The 18,929-nt window shown below is 62.5% G+C and carries 17 protein-coding genes and 4 tRNA genes; 7 read left to right on the top strand and 14 right to left on the bottom strand.

Translation table 11 applies throughout. The annotated features are described in order from the left end of the window. Position 1: 1 nt before the first annotated feature. The 9 genes from rplJ to WJU21_RS13600 form a co-directional block, all read right to left on the bottom strand. Entirely contained in the window at positions 2-517 is a 516-nt protein-coding gene (rplJ, locus tag WJU21_RS13640; protein WP_346323988.1) for a 50S ribosomal protein L10, read from the bottom strand. 316 nt (positions 518-833) lie between these two features. Next, positions 834-1,529, bottom strand: coding sequence for a 50S ribosomal protein L1 (rplA, locus tag WJU21_RS13635; RefSeq protein WP_346323987.1), 696 nt, complete (start codon positions 1,527-1,529; stop codon positions 834-836). A gap of 4 nt (positions 1,530-1,533) precedes the next feature. Beyond that, positions 1,534-1,962: a 50S ribosomal protein L11 gene (gene rplK / locus WJU21_RS13630; protein ID WP_346323986.1), complete on the bottom strand. Its 429-nt coding sequence runs from the start codon at positions 1,960-1,962 to the stop codon at positions 1,534-1,536. Between the two features lie 122 nt (positions 1,963-2,084). Further along, on the bottom strand, positions 2,085-2,615 hold the full coding sequence (nusG, locus tag WJU21_RS13625) for a transcription termination/antitermination protein NusG (RefSeq protein ID WP_346323985.1): 531 nt from the start codon (positions 2,613-2,615) through the stop codon (positions 2,085-2,087). A gap of 16 nt (positions 2,616-2,631) precedes the next feature. Then, complete coding sequence (gene secE / locus WJU21_RS13620) at positions 2,632-2,802, bottom strand: preprotein translocase subunit SecE (RefSeq protein ID WP_346323984.1); 171 nt, start codon at positions 2,800-2,802, stop codon at positions 2,632-2,634. 87 nt (positions 2,803-2,889) lie between these two features. Then, a tRNA-Trp gene (locus tag WJU21_RS13615) sits at positions 2,890-2,965 on the bottom strand. A 154-nt stretch (positions 2,966-3,119) separates the two neighbouring features. Continuing rightward, entirely contained in the window at positions 3,120-4,310 is a 1,191-nt protein-coding gene (gene tuf, locus WJU21_RS13610; RefSeq protein ID WP_346323983.1) for an elongation factor Tu, read from the bottom strand. Between the two features lie 59 nt (positions 4,311-4,369). After that, positions 4,370-4,443, bottom strand: a tRNA-Gly gene (locus tag WJU21_RS13605). Between the two features lie 45 nt (positions 4,444-4,488). Then, positions 4,489-4,574 (bottom strand) — tRNA-Tyr (locus WJU21_RS13600). 112 nt (positions 4,575-4,686) lie between these two features. On the opposite strand from WJU21_RS13600, the gene rlmB reads away from it, so the two are divergent. Then, positions 4,687-5,448, top strand: coding sequence for a 23S rRNA (guanosine(2251)-2'-O)-methyltransferase RlmB (gene rlmB / locus WJU21_RS13595; protein ID WP_346323982.1), 762 nt, complete (start codon positions 4,687-4,689; stop codon positions 5,446-5,448). On the opposite strand, the gene WJU21_RS13590 is transcribed toward rlmB, so the two are convergent. Both WJU21_RS13590 and WJU21_RS13585 read right to left on the bottom strand, forming a co-directional pair. Next, positions 5,432-6,610, bottom strand: a complete 1,179-nt coding sequence (locus tag WJU21_RS13590) for a glycosyltransferase family 87 protein (RefSeq protein WP_346323981.1) — start codon at positions 6,608-6,610, stop codon at positions 5,432-5,434. The two genes, rlmB and WJU21_RS13590, sit on opposite strands and share 17 nt — an antisense overlap. A 21-nt stretch (positions 6,611-6,631) precedes the next feature. Next, the gene (locus WJU21_RS13585) at positions 6,632-7,399 is read right to left on the bottom strand and encodes a glycosyltransferase family 2 protein (protein ID WP_346323980.1); all 768 of its coding nucleotides are present in this window, start codon (positions 7,397-7,399) and stop codon (positions 6,632-6,634) included. 192 nt (positions 7,400-7,591) lie between these two features. Here WJU21_RS13585 and WJU21_RS13580 point away from each other — a divergent pair. The 6 genes from WJU21_RS13580 to WJU21_RS13555 all read left to right on the top strand — a co-directional run bounded on the left by WJU21_RS13580 (position 7,592) and on the right by WJU21_RS13555 (position 12,858). Next, positions 7,592-7,666 (top strand) — tRNA-Thr (locus WJU21_RS13580). Between the two features lie 165 nt (positions 7,667-7,831). Further along, positions 7,832-9,049 carry an integrase arm-type DNA-binding domain-containing protein gene (locus tag WJU21_RS13575; RefSeq protein WP_346323979.1) on the top strand — a complete coding sequence of 406 codons (1,218 nt, stop codon included), beginning with the start codon at positions 7,832-7,834 and terminating at the stop codon, positions 9,047-9,049. 176 nt (positions 9,050-9,225) lie between these two features. Beyond that, on the top strand, positions 9,226-9,510 hold the full coding sequence (locus WJU21_RS13570; protein WP_346323978.1) for an AlpA family phage regulatory protein: 285 nt from the start codon (positions 9,226-9,228) through the stop codon (positions 9,508-9,510). Between the two features lie 17 nt (positions 9,511-9,527). Next, positions 9,528-10,037 carry a hypothetical protein gene (locus tag WJU21_RS13565; RefSeq protein ID WP_346323977.1) on the top strand — a complete coding sequence of 170 codons (510 nt, stop codon included), beginning with the start codon at positions 9,528-9,530 and terminating at the stop codon, positions 10,035-10,037. A 1-nt stretch (position 10,038) separates the two neighbouring features. Further along, positions 10,039-11,820 carry an AAA family ATPase gene (locus tag WJU21_RS13560; protein ID WP_346323976.1) on the top strand — a complete coding sequence of 594 codons (1,782 nt, stop codon included), beginning with the start codon at positions 10,039-10,041 and terminating at the stop codon, positions 11,818-11,820. A gap of 168 nt (positions 11,821-11,988) precedes the next feature. Next, a complete protein-coding gene (locus tag WJU21_RS13555) occupies positions 11,989-12,858 on the top strand; it encodes a hypothetical protein (RefSeq protein WP_346323975.1) in 870 nt (289 codons plus the stop codon). Between the two features lie 1,637 nt (positions 12,859-14,495). On the opposite strand, the gene WJU21_RS13550 is transcribed toward WJU21_RS13555, so the two are convergent. The 3 genes from WJU21_RS13550 to WJU21_RS13540 are packed head-to-tail and all read right to left on the bottom strand — an operon-like array spanning position 14,496 to position 18,851. Continuing rightward, positions 14,496-15,440, bottom strand: a complete 945-nt coding sequence (locus WJU21_RS13550; RefSeq protein WP_346323974.1) for a phospholipase D family protein — start codon at positions 15,438-15,440, stop codon at positions 14,496-14,498. 9 nt (positions 15,441-15,449) lie between these two features. After that, positions 15,450-17,231, bottom strand: a complete 1,782-nt coding sequence (locus WJU21_RS13545) for an ATP-binding protein (RefSeq protein ID WP_346323973.1) — start codon at positions 17,229-17,231, stop codon at positions 15,450-15,452. A gap of 3 nt (positions 17,232-17,234) precedes the next feature. After that, entirely contained in the window at positions 17,235-18,851 is a 1,617-nt protein-coding gene (locus WJU21_RS13540) for a DEAD/DEAH box helicase family protein (RefSeq protein ID WP_346323972.1), read from the bottom strand. Positions 18,852-18,929 lie beyond the last annotated feature (78 nt).

Genomic DNA, 18,929 nt, shown 5'->3' with positions numbered 1-18,929 from the left:
ATCAGGCGGCCTCGCTATTCCCGTAGGCAGCAAATACGCGAGCCAGCTGGCCGGCCGGTGCCTGAAGCACGCCCGCCACCTTGGTCGCCGGCGCGTTGAGCACGCCGAGGATCTTGGCTCGCAATTCGTCCAGAGACGGCAGTGACGCGAGGGCCTTTACGCCGTTCGCATCCAGTTCCGTCTCGCCCATCACGCCGCCCAGAACGATCAGCTTCTCGTTCTTCTTGGCAAATTCAATCGACACCTTGGCTGCCGCCACGGGGTCATCCGAGTAGGCAATCGCCGTAGGCCCGGTGAACAGATGGGATATGGACTCGCATTTGGTGCCCTCGAGAGCAAGCTTGGTCAGCCTGTTCTTCGTCACGCGGAACTGTGCACCAACACCGTGCATCTGCACGCGCAAGGCCGTCATTTCGGCAACAGTGAGCCCGGAATAGTGCGAGACTACCACGAGGCCCGTCTTGTCGAAGACGCCCTTGAGTTCGGTGACCAGATCCGCCTTTTGGGCTCGGTCCACTTTCACTCTCCAGTGTAAGCGCGACGGGGATTTCCCTGCCGCGCAGCCACATCAAGGTCCGGATAGCGGCGTACCGCCGACCGGACCCGGTTACCCTGTCCCAGGGCCGTGAACCCGATGCCCGCCCGAAGGCCTCCCTGCCAGGAGCGGCCCGGAATATGGTATCCGGACCGAAAGCTTCAAGTACTCGTTTCCCCGTCTGTGCAGGCCGGTGCACCCGATTAAGCCGCTTGCGCGGCGCCTACGGTCTTGGACAGGCGGGCGGCAAACAAGCCGCCCTATCTCCGGACGCCGAGGCGTCCGGAAAATCTCGTTGCTAGGCGCTCAGGCCCGTCACGTCGATCTTGACGCCCGGCCCCATGGTCGAGGTGAGCGAGACCTTCTTCACATAGGTACCCTTGGCGCCAGTCGGCTTGGCCTTGATCACCGCATCGGCAAACGCCCGGATGTTCTGGGCGAGATGGTCCTCGGAGAAGCTGGCCTTGCCAACGCCGCCATGGACGATACCGGCCTTCTCGGCGCGGAACTCGACCTGGCCGCCCTTGGCCGCCTTGACCGCGCCCGCCACGTCGGGCGTGACGGTGCCCAGCTTCGGGTTCGGCATCAGGCCGCGCGGACCGAGCACCTTACCGAGACGGCCAACGAGGGCCATCATGTCGGGGGTGGCAATCACGCGGTCGAAATCCATGACGCCGGCCTGGATCTGCTCGGCGAGGTCTTCGGCACCGACAATGTCCGCACCGGCGGCGCGGGCTTCATCGGCCTTGTTGTCCTTGGCGAACACGGCGACGCGAACGTCCTTGCCGGTGCCATTGGGCAGCAGCACCACGCCGCGGACCATCTGGTCCGAATGGCGCGGATCGACGCCCAGGTTCATGGCGACCTCGATGGTCTCGTCGAACTTGGACCGGGCATGCTGCTTCAGGATGCTGACCGCCTCGTCGAGCGAATAGGTCTTGTTGGAATCGACGGCCTTGCGGTCGTCCTTCTGACGCTTTGACAGTTTCGCCATCGGACTACTCCCTGACCTCGATGCCCATGGAACGGGCAGAACCTTCGATCATCTTCATCGCCGCATCGATATCGTTGGCGTTGAGATCCTTCATCTTCGCTTCGGCGATCTGCTGCAGATCGTCGCGGGTGACGAAGCCGGCGCGGTCGCGGCCGGGAGTCTTGGAGCCCGAATTGATCTTGGCCGCCTTCTTCAGGAAGTGCGCCGCGGGCGGTGTCTTGGTGATGTAGGTGAAGCTGCGGTCGGCATACACGGTGATCACGACGGGGATCGGCGTCCCCTTCTCGATCTCCTGCGTGGCCGCGTTGAAGGCCTTGCAGAATTCCATGATGTTCACGCCGCGCTGACCCAGCGCCGGACCGATTGGCGGCGACGGGGTGGCACTGCCGGCAGCAACCTGGAGGTTGATGTATCCGGTGATCTTCTTCGCCATGGACTTCCCTTCCTTTCGTTACGGGCGGGCGCCGCTTTCGAGGCTACCCAGGGATGCGCGGTCCGGTCATGGCAAACCTCCCGCACGTTCGGGCGCCGGAGCGCCCATAAAACGCGTTGAGCTCAGGTCTTCTCGACCTGCGCATATTCCAGCTCGACCGGCGTGGCGCGCCCGAAGATCGACACCGCCACCTTGAGGCGGGCGCGCTCTTCGTCGACATCCTCGACCAGGCCGTTGAACGACGTGAACGGACCGTCGGTGACCCGCACCTGCTCGCCGATCTCGAACCGGATCGACGGCTTCGGCCGGTCGACGCCTTCCTGAACCTGGCTCAGGATGCGCGCGGCCTCGTTGTCCGTGATCGGCATCGGCTTGTTGCCCGAGCCCAGGAAACCCGAGACCTTCGGGATGTTCTTCACCAGATGATAGGTCTCATCGGTCATGTCCATCTTCGCCAGCACATAGCCGGGGAAGAACTTGCGCTCGGCGTTGACCTTCTGGCCACGCCGGATTTCCACGACCTCTTCCATCGGAACGATCACCTGCTCGAACATGTCAGTCATACCCTGGAGGGCAGCCTGCTCCTTGATCGATTCGGCGACCTTCTTCTCGAAATTGGAATAGGTCTGGATGATGTACCACCTGGCGGTCATGTCGGTTCCGTTTGGCTCAGCCGTTATTCGGCAGGATGAGTTTGACGGCCTGGGCAAAGCCCATGTCGACCAAGAGGAAAAATAGTGACGCGAACAGCACCATGATGAACACCATGAGCGAGGTCACCCAGGTTTCCTTCCACGAAGGTGTGACCACCTTCGAGACTTCCTGTTTGACCTGCCGCATAAACTGCGCTGGATTGGTTCTTGCCATCTTTCCTCAGCGTACCCGCATACTCGTTTGTCTATGTCGCCGTGGCGCTGGCGTAGATACTGGCAGGAGTGGAGGGGCTCGAACCCCCAGCCCCCGGTTTTGGAGACCGGTGCTCTACCAATTGAGCTACACTCCTAAGGCTTCTTAGCCGTTGCTTCGCTCTTCACCGCACCGTCCACAAAGCATCCGGGGACGGCATGTCGCCGCCCCCGGAGCCGTTGATCTGTTTCGAGCCGCACCTTCTATTGTGAACCGGGCTCGATTGTCAACCGTGCGGTGGGCGAAAATCCTTACTTCAGGATCTTTGCGACGACGCCGGCGCCGACGGTACGACCGCCCTCGCGGATGGCGAAACGCAGACCCTCGTCCATGGCGATCGGCACGATCAGCTCGACTTCCATGGAGATATTGTCGCCCGGCATCACCATCTCGGTGCCCTCGGGCAGCTTCACCATGCCGGTCACGTCCGTGGTGCGGAAGTAGAACTGCGGCCGGTAATTGCTGAAGAACGGCGTGTGACGGCCACCCTCTTCCTTGGTCAGGATGTAGGCTTCGGCCTGGAACACCGTGTGCGGCGTGATCGAGCCGGGCTTGGCCAGCACCTGGCCACGCTCGACATCGGTGCGATCGACGCCGCGCAGCAGCGCGCCGATGTTGTCGCCCGCCTGGCCCTGGTCCAGCAGCTTGCGGAACATCTCGACGCCGGTGCAAACCGTCTTGCGCGTCGCCTTCATGCCAACGATCTCGACTTCCTCGCCCACCTTCACGATGCCGCGCTCGACACGGCCGGTCACAACCGTGCCGCGGCCCGAGATCGAGAACACGTCCTCGATCGGCATCAGGAACGGCAGGTCGACCGGACGGTGCGGCTGCGGGATGTACTCGTCAACCGCCGCCATCAGCTCCAGAATCTTGTTCTTGCCGATCTCGTCGTTCTTGCCTTCCAGCACCGCCAGCGCCGAGCCGGTGATGATCGGAATGTCGTCGCCCGGGAAATCGTACGACGACAGCAGCTCGCGCACTTCAAGCTCGACCAGCTCAAGCAGTTCCGGATCGTCGACCTGGTCGACCTTGTTCAGGAACACAACAATCGCCGGAACGCCAACCTGGCGCGCCAGAAGAATGTGCTCGCGGGTCTGCGGCATCGGGCCATCGGCCGCCGAAACCACCAGGATCGCGCCATCCATCTGCGCCGCGCCCGTGATCATGTTCTTCACATAATCGGCGTGGCCGGGGCAATCGACGTGCGCGTAGTGACGGTTCGCCGTCTCGTACTCGACATGCGCCGTCGAGATCGTGATGCCACGAGCCCGCTCCTCAGGCGCCTTGTCGATCGAGTCATACGCCTGGAACGTCGCGCCGCCCGTCTCCGCCAGAACCTTCGTGATCGCCGCCGTCAGCGACGTCTTGCCGTGGTCAACGTGACCAATCGTTCCGACGTTGCAATGCGGCTTCGTCCGCTCAAACTTTCCCTTAGCCATCGGCTCGACCTCTGCTAGTGCGCCCGCACGGCGCGATTGACGTGACCCAAACCTCGTAGTGGAGCGGGTGATGGGAATCGAACCCACGTAGCCAGCTTGGAAGGCTGGAGCTCTACCATTGAGCTACACCCGCACGCGCCGCCGCTTCCGCAGCTCCTTCTGCCCATCAGTTGGACCTTGGTGGAGGGGGTAGGATTTGAACCTACGTAGGGTTACCCCGGCAGATTTACAGTCTGCTGCCATTGACCGCTCGGCCACCCCTCCGCACGGGTCTGCCCCGAAGATGGTGCGGGGAACTAAGAGAATTTGGCCTATGCTGTCAACCCCGAATGGGGTTAAACCGCGTTTCCCTCGTCATGCCCCACGGAACGCCGCGATGAACAGCGACAGACACCACGGAAAACAGCCTCCCGGAGAAGAGCCCTACTGGCTCTACGGCATGCATCCGGTGCGCGCCGCGCTGGCGAATCCGCGCCGCAGGATTCGCCGATTGCTGGCGACCCGGAACGCGGCCCAGACTCTGGCCGAATCACGGAGAGCCGAAGACGCGCCGGGAATCGAGCCCGAAATCGTCGAGCGCAAGGCCATCGACCGGCTGGTGCCGCCCGACGCCGTGCATCAGGGCGTGGCGCTGCTGGTCGACCCGATCGCCGACATCCACCTCGATTCCCTGCTTGAGGACGAGGCGACCCGCATCGTGCTGGTGCTGGATCAGGTTACCGACCCGCACAATGTGGGCGCCATCCTGCGCTCGGCCGCCGCATTCGGCGCCGCCGCCGTGATCACCACATGGCGCCATTCACCGCCCGAGACCGCCGTGCTGGTCAAGGCTGCCGCCGGCGCGTTCGAGGCCATGCCCTACATCCGCATCCAGAACCTGGCGGGCCTGCTGGAGAAGCTGCACGAGCACGATTTCCTCAGCATCGGCCTCGATGCCGGCGGTCCGGTGTTGATGCGCGACGCGCCCCACGGCGAGCGCACCGCGCTGGTGCTGGGCGCCGAAGGCAAGGGCCTGCGTCACCTGACAAGGGAGTTGTGCGGCATGCTGGCGCGGCTGCCGATCTCGGAGCAGGTGGAAAGCCTCAACGTATCGAACGCGGCCGCCGTGGCGCTCTACGAACTCACGCGGGAGAACTGACCACCGGGGCCGTACGACTCGCGCGGCGGAAGACCAAGGCCGCCAGCGCCGCGGGCACAAGCGGCCCCAGCGGAATGCCGTTGACGGAGGCTGCCACGATCACTGCGGGGGCAAAATACAGCACCGCCAGACCCAGCCGCTCATAAGGCAACCAGCCGGTCCTGAGCGCATCGGACTTCAGCCAGAAGCCCGGCACCGCCATGATCGCAAGGTCGTATTCGCCCAGAAACGGGACGCACAGCCCGGTCGCCGCGACCAGCATGGCCAGTTCCGCCCGACCGCCCGGCCGCCGTCTTGCCGTCACGAACAGCATGATCGCCGCGAGCGCCGCCATCATTGCCTGGGCAGTCCAGGCCGCGGCGGCGGGCACCCCGAGAATCCGCGCCGCCGGATAGACCCCGGCGAATCTGTCGAAGCCCGATACGCCGCCGGTGTTCAACTCCCGCACTTCCTGCAGCACGGGCAGATAGGCGGCCCAGGCTTCAGCGCCGAAGCAGGCCACAGAGGCCGCGACGAGCGCCGCGAGGGTGACTGCCGCGCCTGCAACGGATCGCCAGCGCCCCGCCGCGATCAGTACCAGCGGCACCAGCACCGCCAATTGGGGTTTGAACGCCAGGCACCCCAAAAGCACGCCGGCGAGCACCGGCCGGCGGTCGAGGAGCACGGCGGCGCCGGCGAACAAGGCCGCCGAAAGGAGCGAGTTCTGGCCGTACAGGACGCAGATTGTCACCGCCGGAAACGCCAGGGCGGCAGTGAACGCGGCGGTGCCGGCCAATGCCCGCATGGCCGTCAGGTAAGCAGCGGCGCTCAGACCAAGCCATGCCGCGAGGGCCACCGGGAAGGACAGTGTCGCGAAGGGCGACCAGAGCAACAGCGCGGTTGGCGGATAGGCGAAGGGCCAGTGGGCGGCAGGGCCGAGTCGCGCCGCCACCGCGGCCCGAGCCTCGGCGCCATAGGCAGCCGCGCCGTCACCGGCCGATGCCAGGCCGGCCGCCGCCCACAGGGGAACGAAGTCGGCGCCCACCACCAGCGAGGGCGCGACCAACGGCAAGGCTGCCAGAAGCAACAGGATCGCCGCCAGCCAGACGGTCGCTGCGGCCCGCGCCCGGTCTCCGGTGAGCCACAAGGCATCCCTGAGCGGATGGTGCAGGATCGGTGTCAACGGCTACGGCCTGTTCCGCGATCAGGCGAAGCGATGCCAGAACAGGTAGAAGATCGCCTTCACGCCATCCTTCCAGTTGATTTTCTTGCCTTGGTCGTAGCTGCGTCCGTAATAGGAGATGCCGGTTTCGTAGATGCGCAGACGCGATGCGCGCGCCACATTGGCCGAGAACTCGATCTCGAAACCGAAGTCGTTGCGCCGCAACGTCAGCACCTTGAGCACCTCCCGGTTGAACATTTTGTAGCAGACCTCGATGTCCGACAGGATCTGGTTGTAGAGGATGCTGAAAATCAGCGAGATCAGCTTGTTCGCAAGATAGTGATGGTAGTAGAGGCAGCGATGCGGCTCGCCGTGAAACCGCGACCCGTAGACGACGTCGGCGTGGCCCTTCTCAAACAATCCCCAGAAGCGTTTCCAGTCGGCCGGGTCATATTCCAGGTCCGCATCGTGAATGACGATGACATCGCCCGAGGCCTGGCCAAGGCCGGTTCTCAGCGCGGCGCCTTTTCCCATGTTGCGCTCATGCAGGATGGAACGAACGGTCGAAACCGCCCCGGCATCGTTGTCGGGGATGGTGTCGAGCAGCACCGGCGCGCCGGCGCCCGCACACGCTGGGCGCGGCCCCTCCCCGATCACGGACGCGATCCACTCGCGCGACCCGTCAAGCGATCCGTCGTCGACTACGATGATTTCCTTTTCGACGCCCGGCAACGCCGCGAGCACCCGATTGAGGCTCTCGGGCAGGTATTCGACCTCGTTGTAGACGGGAATCACCACTGACAGCTTCATGTGGCTCCTCGGACGGCCGGCACGCGTCTCCTCGCCAGCATGGTCAGGTTGCGATCGCGTCAGAAGATGTACGCCCGCCGAAAAAGTTCAGCCGGATTTCCAGTTTCTGTCAACCCGCAAGGCCAGCCGCAAGGTGCAGCGGAACGCGTGACAATTCTTCTCGTTTGCCGTATCCCGTTCGCGCTTGGTAGCGCCGGATTAGCTCAGTGGTAGAGCAACCGCCTTGTAAGCGGTAGGTCGTCGGTTCAAGTCCGACATCCGGCACCACTCCCCCATCTGCCGTACGACACCAACGCCTGTCAAAGCCCAGAAATCTGCGCTATACTGTATGCTGTCTTGTCACATACACCCTGACATGTCACCACACAGCCGCTCTCGGCTGGGGGCCACATAAGGGGCCACTACATAACATACCCACAGGAGTGGCCCCCAATGTCACTGACCTACACCGCTATCCGGGCCGCTAAGCCCCGCGCGAAGCCCTACAAATTGGCCGACGAGAAGGGGCTGTTCCTGCTGGTTCAGCCTTCTGGCGGACTGCTGTGGCGGCTCAAGTACCGCGCAGACGGCAAAGAAAAAAAGCTGTCGCTGGGCACCTACCCCGCCACCAGCCTTAGTGATGCCCGAGCACGCCGAGACGCAGCACGCAAGCTGCTGGAAGCCAGCGTAGACCCCGGCGCGGCCCGGAAGCAGAAGCAGGCCGAGCAGGCGTTGAGCATCGCCAACACGTTCAAATCCGTCGCGATGGAGTACATCGACAAGATCGAGCGCGAAGGCCGGACCGCCAGCACCACCAAGAAGGCGCGCTGGTTCCTGGAACTGCTGGCGCCCATCGGCGAGCGCCCGGTTGCTGAAATTTCACCGCAGGAGCTGCTTGCGACCCTCAAGAAGCAGGAGGCACGCGGGAGACTGGAAACGGCGCAGCGGCTGCGCTCGTTTGCGGCACGCGTCTTTCGGTACGCGGTCGCGACCACCCGGGCGTCTTCGAACCCAGCCGAACCCCTTCGCGGTGCGCTGGTATCGCCAAGGGTCAAGCACCGGGCGGCGATCCTAGAGCCTAAGCGCGTCGGTGAACTGCTGCGCGCCATAGAAGGATATGAAGGCCAGCCGACGACGATGGCAGCGCTCAAGCTGGCCCCTCACGTGTTCGTGCGCCCCGGCGAATTGCGGCATGCCGAGTGGGCGGAGATCGACTTCGACAAGGCGGTGTGGATCATCCCTGCCGGCAAGATGAAGATGCGCCAGCCGCACTCCGTTCCACTGTCCAAACAGGCGGTGGCCATCCTCCACGACGTCCAGCGGCTGACCGGGCGCGGGCGGTACGTCTTTCCGTCGACCCGCTCCGCTGCCCGGCCCATGTCCGAAAACACCATCACGGCCGCGCTGCGCCGGATGGGCTACGGTGGGGACGAGATGACGGGACATGGTTTCAGGTCCACCGCGAGCACGCTGCTCAACGAGAGCGGCAGGTGGAGCGCCGACGCCATCGAGCGCGCCCTTGCCCACAAAGACGCGGACCTTGTACGCGCGGCTTATCACCGGGGCGCACACTGGAAAGAGCGCGTCGAGATGGCGGCGTGGTGGAGCAACTATCTCGACAAATTGAGGGCTGGCGGCGAGATTATCCAGCTCAGTCGCATAACTAGTTGATATGCAATACCAATCTCATGGTAACATGTCAGCACAGCTAACAAGCACCAATAGTTGGTGATAGCAACTCTTTTATTTTATGTTAACTAGCTAACAGCTTCCTGTTTAGCCCTTGAAGAACACACAACTACGTCGACATACCTCCTCCATTGATTACCTGTGGAGGAGACAATATCGTGGACGAGACCTACACCTTCGATGACTTGTCGGACGATGACTTGTTGCGCTGGGCGGACTGGGCAAGGCGGTCGCCCATCAGCCGCTCGGAAGCGCACGCGCGCATCCAAGAGGGCCGCTTCCCCGCCCCCATCAAGATCGGCAACCGCGCCTCGGCATGGCGCGTCGGCGACCTGCGCGCGTGGCGCGCGGACCCGGCGGGATGGCGCGCGCCGGGCGTAACGGAAATCAAGCCGCGTTCTCGGCGGCAGAGCTGGCCGCGCAAGGGCGAGGTGACGCGGTGAGAGGTGTGCAGGCGTCCATGTCCAAGCCCTCCGTCCTCGCCGTGATCATGGACAACATCCCTGAACTGCTGCGAAGCCGCCCATGCTGGGTACTCTGGCGGATGACCTATAAAGGCGGGCGGTGGACCAAGGTGCCGCACCAGCCGGACGGACGCCACGCTAGCTCGACCGACCCCGCGACTTGGAGCGACTTCGACACTGTCGTCATGGCGTACTTGTGCGACAACTTCGACGGCATCGGCATCGCCCTAGATGGCCGGCTCGACGCGGAGGGGCTGGCTCTCACGGGGGTCGACATCGACAAGGTGAAGGGCAACGCCGCCCAGCAGGCTCGCGCGGACGAGATCATCAGCCTGTTCCGCCCCTACGGCGCCTATGTCGAGTGGTCGCCCGGTGGGGCCGGCTACCGCATCTTTTGTCGAGCGCGTCCCGTCGTCGCCGGGAGGTCGCAGGGTGGCGTCGAGTTGTACACCGACAAGCGTTACCTGACGGTCACCGGCAACACTGTTGGGGGTGCGGATGCTTAACATGGACGCGACGGCGCCCGTCGAGTGGCTGCTGGGCACGCTCGGCGCGACACCACGCCAGATCACCCCACCACAAGCCGACGACGATGCCTGGACCTTCGGCGACCAGCCGGCGGGCGTTCGCCAGCGCCTACCCTACACGGCAACATCGAACCTACCTCTGGTTCAGCGGGCCGGCGTCCTCGCTCTTGAGGAAGCGTGCCGGCTGCGCCAGGTGCCGGCTGATCACTGGTGCGATTACGGCAGCTGGTTTCTGCTCGCGAGCGCGGTTGCAGCTGCGATCGTTGTTCATCCCGACGCCGAGTCTTATCTGCGCGAACTGTTCCACGAGATATCGAGGCAACCGACCGCGTTCTCGTCGACTGGCGTTCACGCGAACGGGTACGACGAGGCAGCAAATGACGAGGCACTAGACCGAGCCATCGCCCGTAGCACCAAGAGGCTCGCCGAGGGCGACGCGGTCAAGACTTTGACCGGCCTTATCCTCGACCTCGACAATCTTGGGCTCATCACGGCGGACGCGGCGTCGGCGATCACCACGCCGGTCGGCGGCGCAGCCAGTCGCCTACATTTCAGCTGCGGTTTCGACGTCATGCACAAGCGGCGACCCGTTGCCGGAGGTCTGGGGCTGCGCGGTGAAGTGACACTGATCATTGGCCCCGGCGGCATAGCCAAGAGCACGGTGGTCACGTTGGTCTGCATGGCGGTCGCAGCTGGGACGGACCATGCCGGCCCGCTCGGTCACCCGCCTCTGTGCGTGCTGATGATCAACGGCGAGGATCAGCGCGGTGAGGTAACGCTGCGGTACCAAGCCACGCTGGCGCATCACAGGCTCAGCACGCAAGATGTTGGCCTGCTTCACATCGCCGGCGCTGACGACCCAGATGTAGCTGGTATTGCCCTTACCGAAGTGGACCGCGAAACCGGCCGGGCTCGCGTCAACAAGAGCGGCATCGCTCGGTTGCGCCAGCTTGTCGTTGAGATCGGCGCCCAGCTCCTTGTGCTCGACCCACTTGCCGCGTTCGTGACAGCTGGCGTGAACGAGAACGAGGTGGCCGCGGCGGTCCTAGTCGCGCTCAAGAGGGTGGCCGCTGAGACTGACTGCGCCATCGTACTGGTCGCCCACACCAAGAAAGGCGCGGCGGCCATGGGCGACAACGCCGAGGCAACGCTCGGTGCCGTGGCGTGGGTGAACCTATCACGCGGCGTCCGGCTGGTCCGCAAGTCCGATGCCAAGACCCTCCGCGACATCGGCGCCATGCCCGGCGAGGATGGTGACATCCGGGAGGTCATCGCGGTAAAGGCCAACATGGGGCCGGCGGACGCGCGGCAGTTCTTCAAGATCGTCGGCGTACCCATGAACAACGCGACGGCTGAGTACCCTGAGGCGGATTGGGTCGGCGTGGCGGAAGTGTTTACGCCACGTACGCCGGGAAGCCAGTTCACGGCGCAAGCTCTCGAAGCGGTGTTGCGGACGCTGGCTCAAGGTGTAGGCGGAGGGACAACCGCTTACAGTGCCTCGCCGCGAGCGGTCGGGCGCTTCTATGGCGACGCGGTGGGGCGCGCGCTGGCACCCTTCTTTGCATCCGTCCACTCCAGCCGCCTGACAGACGTGGCCAAGACCGCGTTCGCCGAGTGCGCTGCTCAAGGTTGGATCGCCGAGGTGCCGGTGAAGGTGGCCAAGCCCGGTAGCACGAGCACCAACACCAAGCAAGGGATCGCAGTGCTCTGGACGCAGTCGCCGTTCGCCGTCCAGCCCTTGCCCGGCCCGTTCGCGACGTGAGCTGCCTCGACGCCTGGGGTTCGCCTCGACGTGAAGTTCATGCGACAGGCCGGGACTGAGGGCCGGCCCCTTCAGGGACGCGCCTCGACGTCCTGTAGGGAGTGTGAGGGACGAGGCGAGGCGTGCCAGCGGCACCTTGTTAAGAACTAAACAACTATGGAGATGACTATGGGTTGGACTGACTTTGGTGTTTCGACCGCGCGGACTGGTGCCGGCTATGAAGGGTGGTGGGTCGACAACGCCGGCAAGCGCCGGCACACCCTCTCCTGCCTCTCGGAGGCAGAGGCCGCGTGGAAGCTCGCTCGGTTGATGCCCCTTCCGCCGCTGTCCGCTGAAATTGAACGCGCATGGAATGGTCTGCGGGCCGAGGCCGGTGGCCACTCGCCCGACGATCCGACCGCCGAGCAGGTTGAGCTAGTGTGGTGGGCCATCAAGTTCCTGGAGAGTAAGAGGAAGTTCGTGACGTTGGGCCTCACCGTGAGCCCCGCCGAGATCGACGCAATTGGCGATGGGCCAGTCAGCCTTCATGTGCATGGCTGCAACACGCACGCCGCCGCGCGATACGAGTTGCGCCGGATGGTGTACTGGCGCTTCGGCGACACCGTCCGCTCGGACAAGCTCGTCGAGGAGAAGATGCGGGAGATTTGGGACGATCCCGCATCGCGCGCGGTGTGCGGAAGCCCCTTGATTCGGCTTTTCTGGATCACCGCCAGCCGCGTGCGGATGGCCATTAAGGAGCAAGCCATGATGCTGTTCCCACCCGGCGCGCCTGCGGCCGATTTCGCGTGGAGCGTGTCGCGCGTCGAGGTGGCCGGCGCGACAGTGACACAGCTCCAACTCGACAGCGTGTGGCCGGTGGGCTTCCCTGCCTCGCATGAGCCTGACACCTGCCTCGACGGCTGGGCGGAGGACATGGCCCGGCGCTGGGACGTGGACGAGAGCTTTCTGAAGCACTGGCGGCTGATGCACTCGGCCGCGCCTGCCGAGCACTACCGCTCGCTGCAACTCGACGCCGAGCTAGAGGAGGCCCTTGGGTAGTCGCAGACCACTCTCTGCCATGCCCGACGGCGAAAAAGGACCCTTGGGTGCAGGAACGCGGCTCCTTGATATTAGTGCACCCGGCAGTTCGGGAGAGTGTGGTATCCTGCCCCTCTGGCTTGGAAGGCGCATCTGTTGCCACGCAGCATGGTCATCGGAGCGCCTGCGGCGCCTAGTGGGACGGTTACGATGACGCTGAGCGATCTGGCCGCCACCACATCTACGTGATGGCCGGCGGACCGCTACCGCCTGATCAGTCGCCCTAGATGGCGAAGCACAGCGCGCCACGCCCTGCCAATCACTCCCGGCCGCTTCGCCGCAGTAGGTGGCAACACAGCGAACGGTGCTGCCTCGGCTCGGGCTGGACGTACCCGACATGTGCCGCGACTCGCCAAAGGAACGCGGTCCCGCAGCCGCACGGTATCGTCGTCGGAAGCACCGGGAGAAATCGACCGTCCACGTCTCTGTCGCTATCTCGGAAGGTGATCGACACCAGCCGCGCCTTTCGGTGCACACGCCCGCAGGTAGGGCAGGCGTAGAGATCGAAGCCCGCTATCATGGTCATTGCGCCGCCTCGTTCATATCGGCTCCGTGTGAAACTCGAACTTGGCACCAGCGTCATAAGGTCAGCACCCCCTTACTCACCATCAAGGAGGCTTACATGCCACGACCCACGCTTACAGCTGACCACCTGCTGGTGGGGCTGCGCTGGCGCACTTTCCTTGGTGGAGAGGGAACATACCGCTTAGTGGAATTCCAGGCCCAGCCCGGTACCTTGACGCTGAGAACGGCTGCCAAAGGAAGAAATCCGCGGCCTTTGGGCGTACTGACGTTTTTTGGCGGTCCCGTAAGGATCGAGTGCATAAACCGCCGGGGCGAAATTATGGAACGAGCACAGGTGAGCGGCGTGCTCAACGCAGCCGAACTGATAGTTGATATGTTGGAGAGGTGCCCCTGGATTCCTACCCTGTTATTGGGCTGGATGAATATCTCTTCAGCCAGGGGCGTCACCCGGATCAGCCTACGGGTGCAAAGCCAAGATTGCAATATGGTCTGCCTTACGGGCACGTCGAGTGGCTTTCTTCCAGGATCAACCTCCTAATGCGGCGTGCGCGATCCGCGCTGAAGTTGAAGAGACCCGAGGGGACGGCCGAGCTCCAAACAGCAGTTGTTGGGCTAAAATATGCGAGCAACCCACTAAGCAACCTTCCGGGCCGCCACGCGGCCTACGCGAGTACTGGCGGACAACACCCAGCCGAGCGGCGCTACAAGCAATTAGTGGGTTTTGGAATAGCGGCGGTACAGTCCATCGAGAGCCGATTAAGCCTAGGCAGCGACCCCGTCGTGGAGTTGGCATCTTGGGCTCGCGAGCCAAACCCATGGGAGGACCTAGTAAAAATCGCTGTCGTGAGGGCTCGGATGAATTTCCATGGCTGGCCGTATTAAAGTGGTTGGTGCAGATGCTGGCTATCGCTGAAGGCGATACTGTAACCGCATACGCGTCACGGCAGTGCCGGCTCGCGGGAGCGGTCGAAGGATTACGAATTCTCGGACGGTTAGGGGGATCCAAAATAGCGGAATCCCCGCCGCGGGAGCGGGGCTCAACGTCCCTATTAATTATAGAGGCAGCGCCCCCGCTAGCGTTTCAGTGATAGCACCTCAGAGTAAGCGCCAGGCGTACCAACCTCGTACCGCTCGGGATCGAAGTAGATGAGCCAACGGATCAACGTCTGGCACGCCGCCTGCCGTTGAGCATGGTTGGCATCCGGCAGTAGGCGTTTCAGCCATTCCGTGACAGCCCCGAACCTGCGGGGCTCACTTAAAAAGTCCTCCAGTTGTTGAACCATCGGCGAGCCTCGCAACTTCTCGCGCACCCGCGCCTCGAACGCGGCATCGCCACCTCCAACATCCACGTCTAAAGCGAGAAGGTCTCGAAGGGCCGCCTCCGATGGTGCTGACCGGACCAACCACTCGGTGTCCCGAGCGAGCCCGTAGAGACGATCAGGTGAACGGAATTCTGGAAACCAGCCAGCAGACAGGTCGCTCGCAGTGGGGTCATCAAGCTGCGCATCGGAGGGCGAGCCAAGGTCCGGCGGCAGGTGGATCTTCAGATCAGCGGCAAGACGTAATACTAAGTCTGCCTCTTCGCGCGTCGCTGTCCGACTCCTCGCCTTTAGGTCGGCGAGAAATAGCGCTGCTGTCGCAGCCTCCATGTCCACTGCTTGCAGCAACTCCAGGTTGGGCTTGGACGATGTCCCCAGAGCTGCCGCGGTGACGTTTGCAGATCCGACCAAGGCTCGCGTACCATCCACCAAGAAGAGCTTGGCGTGGAGTTCGTCACACAGACCAAGTTCTGTCAAAGGCCGGGCCTCCAAAATGTCCAGGATCTGCAGATCGCTTACGCCAGCGGCCACCTCGTCTACACGCCAGCGTGTGTAGACGCTCAAGCTAACCGCAGGCGCCACCGCTTCAAGAAGCCGCTTAAGGGCCGAAACCTTGATGAAAGGCGCCGCAATTACAACGGATCGCTCCGCAAGACCAAGATGGCGTCGCACGTGAGCGTTTAGGTTGCGCCAGAACACTGACTGCGCCTACTCGTCCGCCTCTTTCAAGAAGTCACGGGCGATGCGGCCCCACTGCCCACGGACATCCTCCAACTCGACCCTTTGGTCGCCCGTCGCCTCGTCCTCCATGCGCGCCCAAGCTGTAAGAAGTAGCTTTAGCCCCTGCAACGCCGGACTCTCGGGCGTGTCCGCCTCACCTTCTCGTAGTAGCTCGAAGAGGTGCGCCTGTGCCGGGTGCTTGGTGTTGATGGTGATAATAATAACTCCGGCCTTGGAAGTGACGTCAAAAACCGAGAAGCCTGGGAAGTCGGCGTGTCGGAAGAGAAACTTAATCTTTCGCGTCACGTAGCTGACTGCAATCTCCCGAGCGGTCTGCGGATCCAGCCCCTCCTGCTCGATCTCCCCGCTTAATGCATCCGTACGCTCTTGGTCGGAGGCGTTCTCATCCTTGTCGCTAGCGCCCGTCGCACCGAGTTTCTCCTGCCGTCGGCGTAGAGCTCGGGTCGCAATGGTTTCCGCCGTTGTGCCATCTTCGGACTTTGCCGCCTGTTCGGTTCTCTCGCCCTCGCGCATCCGGTTGATTTGGACACGCATAGTCTCCAGCAGCTTGTCGATGCGGTTGCTGATTTCGTACATTGGCAACCGTGGGTCGTTATCACGCTTCAGCTGCTCTTGATAGTCGGCTAGCTTCATCCCTTGGGCGGCTGCGTCTTCTTCGATATCTAAGCGCTGGAAGCCAGTCGCCGACTGCTTGTTGTTGGTTACCCCAAAGACCACATCGAGTCCCGGTGGAAAGCTGACCTCGATGCCCCACCACCGCTCCCGTGTGTCGTAGGAGTTTTCAAAGGAGCGGTCCAGCTCGAGCTCGCGGTCTGCTCTGACGACCGAGACACCTTGGTTCTTTCGGGCATATGAACCGATGGCAGAGCTGCCGCCCCCCTTTCGGGTCTCCACCTTACAGATTGATGCAGTGATGACGACCCTGTGCTGCTGCCCATCAAAGCCAACCACGAGTTCCTGCGGCTCTCCGAAGGGCTCAAAAGCCGGCGAGATGTCATACGGCGCGGGTGCGCTCGTACGAGCCATCAACATAAGCGGATCGTTGGAACGGACTAGCTCGTCGATATTGTTGACAAACCGTCCACCAATTTCTTCGTAGGCTGCCAACCGGATACTCACGCCGCCCCAGTTAATGAAGTAGCGGTAGATCCGCCCGATCATAAATTCGGCATTACGTAGCAGCGCTGTGCTTTGCTTCCATTTCATCAGATCGAGTTCGGACCAGATGACGAGGGTTCCGCTCTCGCCGATCTCCCCGCTTACCAAAGTCAGCCATTCTTTCGGGATGACGGCGGGCTGTGGCTCCGGGACTTCGACTATTGCCCCGCTCATGATCTCGTCCAAGTCCAGATAGCTGTGCCAGGTCTGGCCATTCTGCCAAGTGTAGACATCGACATGGCGGCATTGGGATATCGACGAATTAGGCAGGCCCATGCCAAACTTGCCTATACCCTTCTGTTTTTCCTCATCGAGATGGCCCCCTACGCCAAACTGCAAGGCGCGCCGAAGCGTATCGGCGTCCATGCCACAGGCGTTGTCGAAGACTGCCAAGCGGTTCAGCCGGCGATGGCCGCCGTCGTAGCCTGGCTTATCGACACAAATTACCTGCACTTGGATGGGCCGTTCGAGGTCCTCCCCTGCTTGGATGGAATTATCGATCAACTCGGCGATTGCATACGCACTGTCCTTGTACCCAGAGCTGCGCATCGCCTTGATGGACAGCGCCTGAGGAATGATCGCGAAGGTCACTGGCTATTCCTCTTCCCAAATGTCATCCCAGAACTCAAAGCCTTCGGCGAGGCTTCGAAAGCCTGGCGCCTGATCAACAACGGTTAGGATTCGGCAGGTCTCGTTACCGCCTGCTCTTGTGCCGCGCGCAGCGCGACCTATCATCTGGCTATAGAGCACCACCGAAGCGGTCGGCCGCGCGATGAAAGCTACATTGGTTTTGGGCGCATCGAACCCGGTGGTGAGCACCCCGTAATTGCAGAGCACGTCCAACTCGTCGGTGTCGCGGTAGCGCTGGATGATCTGCCTCCGCCGTTCTGTCGCCGTGGCTGAGGTCACCGCCGCAGCCCTGACCCCCCGAAGTCGCAACACGCTTGCTAGTAGCCCGGCGTGCTCCACGGACATAGCGAAAAGGATTATCCTTCCACCAGCAGCGATCTCAGCTTCCACGTTCTGAATGATAAGCAGATTGCGCATATCGTCCGCGGCCAACTGCTCGAGGATCCTGGGCGGGAGGTCAAAGCCTTCCTGCAGCCGTTCCTCTTCCGCCTTCGAAAGATGCACGTCCCCACGGGGGCGGAACGGCAGTTGCATGAAATCCATCTTTGCCAGATAGCCTTCCGCAATAAGGTAATCGATAGGGTTGGCATAGCCTTCGATTACTAGCTGCACCTTCTGCCGATGGAAGAACTCGGCTAGCTTGAGATCCGCCTCCACGTCGCGCAAGGAACGCCCCGGCGTCGCCGAGAGTCCTAAAATCCCCGTCACCGGTCGCCGCTGTAGGAGGTTGATGAGGTGGCTGTAGGTAGGCGCAATTGCTTGATGCGCTTCGTCCATGACGATCAACTTCAGTCGGTTTGAGAGTTCGAGGATCTCTCCCTGCCGGCTGAGGCTGTCTTTGTAGAGGAGCTGTAAACCTGCGACAATAAACCCGTCCTGTACCCGCCCGAAGTCAGCAATCCGGTGCGCACCATAATGACGATAGATCGTCATCTCCCGTGAACCTAGGGTCGCCCAGGCTCGCGCCGCCTCTTCCGCGGCTTGATCACATAGCTCTTCAGAGTGAGCAAGCCAGACAACCACCTGCCCGTCTGGCAAGCCACGCAATATGTCCACAATGCTGGTTAGGGCAGTCCGAGTCTTGCCGGAGCCCGTCGGCATGTGCAGTAGAACCCGGGCATCATTGGGACCCAGCTTCTCGCGCACCTTGAGCGCAGCACGCCGTTGGTGGGGAAAGAGAACATAAGGCGGCTGGAGCGTTGCAGTGGAGGGTGTCTCCTCCTCCAAGCTCGCCTCATAGGCCACTCCAAAGAAGGCGTGGAGAGTAGTGAGCTGACCCTCGGAGCGTGAAAAATCAACATTTGCTAGTTGATTGAAGGGATCACCTTCCTCGAGAGCCAATACTTCGCTGAGCTGTTTGGCCTCTTCAGGTTTCAGCGCGCTAATCGCCAAGCTGCGAATATCGGCTGTTTTAAGAGCTTCATTCGCACCTAGTCTCTCAACCACGATGACGGCAAGGTTGTGGGCGTTAAGTGCACGGGTCTCAAGACGGTCAAGTAGGTCTACAGCGCCCTTGCCAGCGAGCGCGTAAAGTGGCTCAACGCCAGCACGCGCCAATGTGTCGATTAACCGCTTGGACACAGCCCCCCCAAAAAAAACTCTAAGCGGCCTCCGCCGCTCAATCCCTCGTGTATAACGCGGTATTCTTTGGTTGCTAAA

This window comes from Emcibacter sp. SYSU 3D8 (genome assembly GCF_039655875.1).
Taxonomy (GTDB): Bacteria; Pseudomonadota; Alphaproteobacteria; order SMXS01; family SMXS01; genus RI-34.
Note: the sequence above shows the minus strand (reverse complement) of the source record. Positions and strands in the feature narration are given on the sequence as shown.

What these genes read in the sequence shown, in the direction of transcription:
- WJU21_RS13575 (WP_346323979.1), top strand. Translation starts at nt 7,832, where the DNA reads ATGTCACTGACCTACACCGCTATCCGGGCCGCTAAGCCCCGCGCGAAG.
- tuf (WP_346323983.1), bottom strand. Translation starts at nt 4,310, where the DNA reads ATGGCTAAGGGAAAGTTTGAGCGGACGAAGCCGCATTGCAACGTCGGA.
- rplA (WP_346323987.1), bottom strand. Translation starts at nt 1,529, where the DNA reads ATGGCGAAACTGTCAAAGCGTCAGAAGGACGACCGCAAGGCCGTCGAT.
- WJU21_RS13585 (WP_346323980.1), bottom strand. Translation starts at nt 7,399, where the DNA reads ATGAAGCTGTCAGTGGTGATTCCCGTCTACAACGAGGTCGAATACCTG.
- WJU21_RS13560 (WP_346323976.1), top strand. Translation starts at nt 10,039, where the DNA reads ATGGACGCGACGGCGCCCGTCGAGTGGCTGCTGGGCACGCTCGGCGCG.
- rplK (WP_346323986.1), bottom strand. Translation starts at nt 1,962, where the DNA reads ATGGCGAAGAAGATCACCGGATACATCAACCTCCAGGTTGCTGCCGGC.
- nusG (WP_346323985.1), bottom strand. Translation starts at nt 2,615, where the DNA reads ATGACCGCCAGGTGGTACATCATCCAGACCTATTCCAATTTCGAGAAG.
- rlmB (WP_346323982.1), top strand. Translation starts at nt 4,687, where the DNA reads ATGAACAGCGACAGACACCACGGAAAACAGCCTCCCGGAGAAGAGCCC.
- WJU21_RS13555 (WP_346323975.1), top strand. Translation starts at nt 11,989, where the DNA reads ATGGGTTGGACTGACTTTGGTGTTTCGACCGCGCGGACTGGTGCCGGC.
- secE (WP_346323984.1), bottom strand. Translation starts at nt 2,802, where the DNA reads ATGCGGCAGGTCAAACAGGAAGTCTCGAAGGTGGTCACACCTTCGTGG.
- WJU21_RS13565 (WP_346323977.1), top strand. Translation starts at nt 9,528, where the DNA reads ATGTCCAAGCCCTCCGTCCTCGCCGTGATCATGGACAACATCCCTGAA.